Annotated in this window: 9 protein-coding genes; 3 read left to right on the top strand and 6 right to left on the bottom strand. The window is 40.4% G+C overall.

Translation table 11 applies throughout. The features are described 5' to 3' along the window. Nucleotides 1-283 precede the first annotated feature (283 nt). The 6 genes from V7654_RS18220 to V7654_RS18195 all read right to left on the bottom strand — a co-directional run bounded on the left by V7654_RS18220 (nt 284) and on the right by V7654_RS18195 (nt 4,524). On the bottom strand, nt 284-1,060 hold the full coding sequence (locus V7654_RS18220) for a sulfite exporter TauE/SafE family protein (protein ID WP_335432148.1): 777 nt from the start codon (nt 1,058-1,060) through the stop codon (nt 284-286). 103 nt (nt 1,061-1,163) lie between these two features. After that, nucleotides 1,164-1,391 (bottom strand): sulfurtransferase TusA family protein, encoded by a 228-nt coding sequence (locus V7654_RS18215; protein WP_207502186.1) that lies wholly within the window; start codon nt 1,389-1,391, stop codon nt 1,164-1,166. A 93-nt stretch (nt 1,392-1,484) separates the two neighbouring features. Then, nucleotides 1,485-2,606, bottom strand: coding sequence for an MBL fold metallo-hydrolase (locus V7654_RS18210; RefSeq protein WP_335432146.1), 1,122 nt, complete (start codon nt 2,604-2,606; stop codon nt 1,485-1,487). Between the two features lie 39 nt (nt 2,607-2,645). Continuing rightward, nucleotides 2,646-3,224, bottom strand: a complete 579-nt coding sequence (locus V7654_RS18205; RefSeq protein ID WP_335432145.1) for a sulfurtransferase TusA family protein — start codon at nt 3,222-3,224, stop codon at nt 2,646-2,648. Nucleotides 3,225-3,303: 79 nt separating this feature from the next. Then, a complete protein-coding gene (locus V7654_RS18200; RefSeq protein WP_335432143.1) occupies nt 3,304-3,783 on the bottom strand; it encodes a DsrE/DsrF/DrsH-like family protein in 480 nt (159 codons plus the stop codon). A gap of 606 nt (nt 3,784-4,389) precedes the next feature. Next, entirely contained in the window at nt 4,390-4,524 is a 135-nt protein-coding gene (locus tag V7654_RS18195; RefSeq protein ID WP_335432141.1) for a hypothetical protein, read from the bottom strand. A 148-nt stretch (nt 4,525-4,672) separates the two neighbouring features. Here V7654_RS18195 and V7654_RS18190 point away from each other — a divergent pair, with 148 nt between their 5' ends. The 3 genes from V7654_RS18190 to V7654_RS18180 all read left to right on the top strand — a co-directional run bounded on the left by V7654_RS18190 (nt 4,673) and on the right by V7654_RS18180 (nt 6,914). Continuing rightward, nucleotides 4,673-4,804, top strand: a complete 132-nt coding sequence (locus tag V7654_RS18190) for a hypothetical protein (protein WP_335432140.1) — start codon at nt 4,673-4,675, stop codon at nt 4,802-4,804. A 211-nt stretch (nt 4,805-5,015) separates the two neighbouring features. Then, nucleotides 5,016-6,389 (top strand): cbb3-type cytochrome c oxidase subunit I, encoded by a 1,374-nt coding sequence (locus V7654_RS18185; RefSeq protein ID WP_335432139.1) that lies wholly within the window; start codon nt 5,016-5,018, stop codon nt 6,387-6,389. A gap of 15 nt (nt 6,390-6,404) precedes the next feature. Further along, nucleotides 6,405-6,914, top strand: coding sequence for a cbb3-type cytochrome c oxidase subunit II (locus tag V7654_RS18180; RefSeq protein ID WP_335432138.1), 510 nt, complete (start codon nt 6,405-6,407; stop codon nt 6,912-6,914). Nucleotides 6,915-7,021 lie beyond the last annotated feature (107 nt).

Here is a 7,021-nt window from a genome sequence, read left to right as displayed (position 1 = left end):
AAAGAGGGCACCAATAAGGCCGCTTGGTTACTAACAGGGAAAAAATTGGAAATGGAATATAAGATGAGAAGCGCTACGAGAATCATTCAATGAGCTATATTACAAGCGAATGGTCATGAGAAGTCTCGAAGAACAATATGAACAATGGTTACGAAAACAGCTATATAAAATAGTCAACAAACTTCTAACAGAAAGACAAAAAAAGACTGCAGGCAAGCTCGATTTTCATCGAGTTTGTCTACAGTCTGAGGCATCGCAAAAGCAATGTCTTTCTCTTTGTATCCTACAATATGTCCAGCCAGATTTTAATAGCTGTCCCAAGGATCAATACTGCCAGGATATACTGAAGGATTTTTGTATTAACCTTCTTCCCTGCATTCGCACCAAGAGGAGAAGCGATTAAGCTTGCTACCACCATGATTAGTGCCGGTAAATAATCTACCTGGCCAGTCACGACTTTGCCGACTGTAGATCCAATTGAAGAAATAAATGTAATTGCAAGCGAAGTAGCAATTGTCATTCTTGTTGGTATCTTAAGGACAACAAGCATGATTGGAACTAGCAGGAATGCACCAGCTGCTCCTACGATACCTGCCCCTACCCCTACGATAAATGCGAATAGTGCGGCCAGCCACTTATTGAAAGTAACCTGGTCAAGCGGAATATCATCGATACCCTTTTTAGGAACAAACATCATAACTGCTGCAATCAGAGCAAGAACACCATAAGTAACGTTGATGCCGCCTTCAGACATGAATTGGGAGCCATAGCTTCCGATTAAGCTACCAATCAGGATGCTCGCACCCATATAAATGATCAATGTCTTATTCAAGTAGCCGCCTTTGCGATAAGCCCAGACTCCCCCGATTGTAGCGAAGAATACCTGTACTGCGCTGATTCCAGACACTTCATGCGCACTGAACGCAGCCAAACCAAACAATGGTGGAATATATAATAGCATAGGATATTTAATGATGGAACCACCGATTCCGACCATACCAGAAATAAAAGAACCTATAAAGCCAATTAAGAAAATGACGATTAAAAAGTTTAAATCCATTAGGCTTCCTCCTTATTCTTCATAAACAAGATGTGTTACTAAATCCAGATAAAACTCTTTTCTCAAAACATAAGAAAAGGGGGACTAGCCCCCCTCCGTTCAATTAGGCTTTCTTCATCCAGAACTTGAACACACCGTTTTCTTCTTCATGCTTCAGAAGTTCATTTCCAGTAGATTGTGCCCAAGCAGCTAGATCTTTTACAGCGCCTTTGTCAGTTGTATGGATTTCAAGTACTTCACCTGATTGGATATCAGCGATTGCTTTCTTTGTCTTTACGATTGGCATTGGACAAGCAAGTCCTTTTGCATCTAACACTTTTGCTACGTTCATGTTAAAATTCCTCCTAAGTTGTTTTAATTCTTGATATTTATTTAAGGTGCACCCTAGAGGGATTGGTTCAATCTCCCTGGGGAAAAATTTAAATTATCTTACCGCACAGCGGTTTGGCCCGATTTCCATTTCTCTTTGCTTTTCATCATCTGGGCTGATTTTACCCATGTTTGTTTCACGAATCTCCTGATAAGCATTTGGCTGTGGTGGAAGATTCTCTGTTACAAGCTTTCTGAACTCCGCTTCGTCTTCAATGTTCAAGCCGTGGTTCTTCGCGAAAAGGGTACCTAGCTTTTCAGATACGCTGCCATCTTCATTCAACTCATCAATAATCATGAAGTGAGCTGGGAGAACAAGAAGTTCGTCTGAAAGCTGCTTGTAGCGAGTGTATAGAGATTCTCTTAAATCCGCTACCCAGTCTTCTGCTTTACCAGCTAGATCTGGACGTCCGATTGAGTCAATAAATAGGATATCCCCGCTCAACAAGTATTTTTCATCGACAACGAATGAAGTTGAACCGATTGTGTGACCAGGAGAATAAAGAGCATTGATTGCAATTTTAGTACCACCAATCGTTACTTCGTTGCCATCTTCTAATGCCTGGTAATTGAAAACAACTTCGTCAGCATCTTTCGGAGGCAGCCAGTATGTTGCGTTTGTTGCTTCAGCAATTTTTCTGCCGCCAGAAATGTGGTCAGCGTGCAGGTGAGTGTCAAATACATGCTTGATTTCTACGCCAATTTCCTTAGCGAAATCAAGGTAAACATCCGTCATTCTTGTTGCATCGATCAATACAGCCTCACCATTTGATGTGACCATGTAAGATAGGCAGCCTTTGCCGATGCGGACAAACTGGTACATAGCTCCGCCATCTTTAAGATCGCCAACCTTAACCGGCTCAAGGTGTTCGCTCCAAGCTTTCATTCCGCCCTGAAGATATGACACTTCACGACTTGCTTCTTCAAGCATTTCAGCAACCATTACAGAAGAACCTTCTTTTGCACATACAACTAGGACTTCTTTATCCGTTGGGATCTGGTCAAGAATTTCTTCAACACCATCAAGTAAATCAAAATATGGGATGTTCAAGTATTCAAAGTTCTCGCCTTCGATTTTCCAATCATTAAAGTCTGTTTCATTACGTACATCAAGAACAAAGAATGGTTCTTTGTTGAATACTTTTTTCGTAACTTCTTTAGACGTCATAGCTTTCATATCCACATTTACCTCCTAGGGTATATTTTAGTCAAAAAATTATTTTACTTTTGATTCAGTTGGTCCATTCCAATCAGTCATGCCAGGCACGACGTTCCAAACATTTTCAAAACCATTGCTTGCAAGTGTTTGTGATGCCATATCACTTCTGTTACCAGTGCGGCAAACTACAAGGATTGTTTTTGTTTTATCAAGTTCCGCAACACGATTTTCAAGTTCCCCGAAAGGAATTGAAACAGCATTTGGAATATGTCCAAAAGCATATTCAGCTGGTTCCCGTACATCAAGGACAACAACATCCTCGTTTGCTTCAAGTTTCTTGACAACATCATCGTTTGAAACAACATTTGGATATTTTGTTTCTTCCTTCTCTTCACTTGCTCCGCCCTTGCGGATGTAGTGCTTAAGAACATCGCCTTCTTCGATTGTTCCAAGATATTGATGGCCTGAGCTCTTTGACCATGCTTGAATATCCGCCTTTGAACCTTTATCCGTTGCGAGTACTTCCAAAACCTCGCCAGGATTTAATGTGTTGATTGCTTTTTTTGTTCTGACAATCGGCATTGGGCAAGCAAGCCCTTTTGCATCGACTGTGGAATTTGTTTTTACAGTATCCATTGTTCGACCTCCACTTTGAGTTTGTCTATGAGGTAATTTTCACATAGAGCAGCGAGCCGCTCTAAGTGAAAGTCCCTTATTAAATGAAAAGGTTGACGTTGCCATTTTCTGCATCAGCAAGATATGCTGCTACACCGGCAAATTCAACACCTTCCATAATCTCTTCCTGCCTTAGACCGAGCAGGTCCACTGTCATTTGGCAGGCAACAAGCTTTACATCCTGTTCCTTAGCCATCTCGATTAGATCAGGAAGCGGCATTGCATTATGCTTTTTCATAACATCTTTGATCATTTTAGGACCAAAGCCTGCGTAATTCATTTTTGAAAGACCCATTTTGTTAGCGCCTCTTGGCATCATCTTGCCAAACATTTTTTCGATGAATGATTTTTCAACCTGGATCGGCTCATCTTTCCTTAAAGCGTTCAGTCCCCAGAATGTGTGGAAGATTGTTACCTCGTGGTCGTAAGCTGCAGCTCCATTTGCAATGATATAGGCAGCCATCACCTTATCATAATCTCCACTGAATAAAACAATCGTTGTTTTTTTCGTTTCTCCCATATACTCTCTCCCTCTCTTTCATTACGGTAGCGGGTATTTATCTCTCTAAAAAAATATCTATAGTTACTAACGTGATTACGTTGTTAAATACCTTACAGGGTATATAATATAAAAATTCAATGCAGATGTCAACAGTATTTATGAATTTTTTATGACATTATTATTTCTGGTGATGACTTAACTGTTCATTTCCGCTTTAAACGCTCACTATCCGTTTCGATGAACAGGCATTTTAAATCAACAATTATCTTTAATATGGTAAAAAGCATAAAAGTGATATTTATTTAAACTAAGGCTTTGTAAAATCAGACTGTTGATTTCCGTACTAATCAACAGTTTCTAAAAACACAGCCTAAATTAAAATATGAACTGTTTGAAAAAAATGAACAATAGCAGTTTTTAGCAGTTAATTTGTACAAGAGTAAATTTGAGGAAGCAAATAGAAGGTGACAAATATTTAATAGAAGAAAAAGTTTTATCAGCATAGTGTTTCTGTGGCAGTTAGCAGTCTTTTTAAAAGAGGTAATTAAAGCAAATATGATGTTATAAAACCCTGTCGAATCAAACTTTATAATTAGCAGATTGTAAAGTTGTGCTATAGGGGTTCTATTCTTCATCAAGCATTCTGTATTTTACACTTTCATCATAAAGGCCATTTTTCTTGCTCCAATACCAGATCATGCCTGCGGATGCGGTGAATGCGAGCATGATTATCAATAAGATCCAAGCTCCTGCGACCATCATTACACCTCCTTATTTTCTCGGATTTCTTATTCTACCGAATTACTCTAACAGAAATTCCCGACACCGTCCAGAGTATATTTTAGGGGGTTGTAATATAAAAGCTCTGGGATTACAATGTGGTCAAAATAATATAGGAGGTTACATCATGGACCATCAATCACTGGGATTTTTCTTTGACTTCTTTTATTACATCGGAGTACCCGTCCTGATTATCTTCATCCTTGATACTTTGCGAAAAAAGTCCAATAAAAAAGAAGAAAAAATTCATATTGACTGATCAGAGCTGGAAATCCCCGCTCTGTTTTTTTTTGCCAAAAATGTTAAAAGCGAAGTTTATTTACCAGTAAAATCGCATGTATAAAACATTTGGATACCACTATAAAAAAGTTGAATAACTTTATCCGTTTATGAGATGTATGATTTTAATAGCAGATTGTGAAGATATTGTGAAATATATGTGGTTATTTTATGAACAAGGGAGTGTCAAAATGTTTACAGACGAGAAATGGAGTTCTTCAAAGAATTGGTTCATCGCTGCTGTTTTCTGGATCATCATCGGCATGAGCATGGGACTTCTTACGGCAACAAAACAAATATGGCCAGAATTATTAAACAATCGCTGGACAACATACGGGCATATTCGTTCTGCTCACGTCATGCTCGTTATTTACGCATGGCTTTCAATGGCGTATGTCGGTTCAATGTTTTATATGATTCCAAAACTGGCTAAAACGACGGTTTTCAGTGAAAAACTTGGGAATTTTTCTTTAGTATTATACAACGTCGTCATTTTAGAAGGTTTCTTTGCGTTACTGGATGGCCAGACCTCTGTTATCGAGTATGGCGAATTCCCGCTTTGGGTAGACGTGCAAGTACTGATTGCTATTGGACTTGTTGCTTATAACCTATTCAAGACTGTCGGACAAAGACAGGAAAAAATGTTGTATGTCAGCTTGTGGTATTTCCTTGGTTCCCTTCTATGGCTGCCATTGACCTGGATTGTCGGCAACTTCCCGCCATCCCTGATTCCAAGTGGCGTACAACAAGGTTTAATGGGCTGGTTCCTTGGCCATAACGCGATTGGTCTTTGGATGACGACTGTTGGCGTTGGACAGATCTATTATCTGCTTCCAAAGTTAACTGGACGGCCACTATACAGCCACCAGCTTTCCATGATCGGTTTCTGGGCAATCGCTACATTCTATGTATGGAATGGACCACACCACTTGATGAATGGACCGATCCCGAGCTGGATTTCCAAAGCCGGTGTTATTCCATCCATTGTTCTATTGATTCCTGTTTGGGCAGTTTTAGCTAACTTCTGGGGAACAATGAAAGGTTCTTGGTCACAGACTAGAACGAGTGTGCCGCTCCGTTTCACAATGGCTGGAACCATTTTTTACTTATTTGCGTGTCTTCAAGGACCGCTGCAAGCTCTTCCATCTGTAAGTTCAGTTATTAAATTCACTCACTGGACTGTAGGGCATGCACATATGGGACCATTTGGAGCGTTTTCTTTCACATCTTTCGCTGCAATTTATTACATCCTGCCAAAAATCGTTGGACGTGAAATGTTCAGCAAGAGAGCAATGGAAGCTCACTTCTGGTTCTCTACAGTTGGATTCCTAGTGTTCGCATTCTCTTTATGGATCGCTGGTGTCGTTCAAGGATTTGCCTGGATCGAAGGTGTACCATTCCTTAAGACTGTATTAATGATGGAGCCATACGTTAAGGGTCGCGCAATTGGCGGAACGATGATGTATGTCGCTCAGTTCTTCCTTGCCTGGAATATGTACAAAACGATTAAGCTTGCAAAAATCGAGAAAAAACAGCAAACACAGCAACAGGCTGCTACTGCTTAAGGAGGAGGGAACAACTTGGAACGTAAACCATCATCAGTATTAATTGTTGCATTTATTTTATGGATGTTCGGTGTTGCCGGCACGGTTATCCTTCCCCTGTTCGACTCGGAAATCAACTCAGCTACCGCCAGCGGCGAGCTGCGCAATTATCCTGAGGATTCTGCTGAAGCAAGAGGAAGAGATGTCTATATCCAAAATGGTTGCCAGACATGCCATACTCAGTTCGTAAGGGCATTGCCAGCTGACCAGAACCAAAATCTTGGTCCAGTATCACAGGGCGGCGACTATAAATATGATTTACCTCAATTAATGGGTTCTAATCGTACTGGTCCCGATTTAATGTGGGTTGGCCTCAAATATAACGAAGATTGGCATCGTCAGCACTTGATCGATCCCCAGTCAACTAGCCCTGGCTCGATCATGCCTTCTTTCGATTACCTGTCTAACCAGGAACTCGATGACCTTATCGCTTATTTAATGAGCCTTAAGCCGACAGAGGAAAGACTCGAAGAAAGCAAAAAATAAATGATCAGATGATTACCTGGCCAGAACCTTTTTATTATTGGCTCTGTTAAAGCCCAATGTTGTTTTTTAAACCCTGTTGATTGTAGTAGAAGGCGCGTAGACTCCTG

The sequence above is a fragment of the Bacillus sp. JJ1609 genome, assembly GCF_036967045.1.
In the GTDB taxonomy this organism is placed as follows: Bacteria; Bacillota; Bacilli; order Bacillales; family Cytobacillaceae; genus Mesobacillus.
The sequence above is the reverse complement of the archived record's forward strand: the minus strand, read 5'-3'. Positions and strand labels throughout refer to the sequence as shown.

Coding starts and splice junctions, on each gene's coding strand:
- V7654_RS18220 (WP_335432148.1), bottom strand. CDS start 1,060: ATGGATTTAAACTTTTTAATCGTCATTTTCTTAATTGGCTTTATAGGT.
- V7654_RS18215 (WP_207502186.1), bottom strand. CDS start 1,391: ATGAACGTAGCAAAAGTGTTAGATGCAAAAGGACTTGCTTGTCCAATG.
- V7654_RS18210 (WP_335432146.1), bottom strand. CDS start 2,606: ATGAAAGCTATGACGTCTAAAGAAGTTACGAAAAAAGTATTCAACAAA.
- V7654_RS18205 (WP_335432145.1), bottom strand. CDS start 3,224: ATGGATACTGTAAAAACAAATTCCACAGTCGATGCAAAAGGGCTTGCT.
- V7654_RS18200 (WP_335432143.1), bottom strand. CDS start 3,783: ATGGGAGAAACGAAAAAAACAACGATTGTTTTATTCAGTGGAGATTAT.
- V7654_RS18195 (WP_335432141.1), bottom strand. CDS start 4,524: ATGGTCGCAGGAGCTTGGATCTTATTGATAATCATGCTCGCATTCACC.
- V7654_RS18190 (WP_335432140.1), top strand. CDS start 4,673: ATGGACCATCAATCACTGGGATTTTTCTTTGACTTCTTTTATTACATC.
- V7654_RS18185 (WP_335432139.1), top strand. CDS start 5,016: ATGTTTACAGACGAGAAATGGAGTTCTTCAAAGAATTGGTTCATCGCT.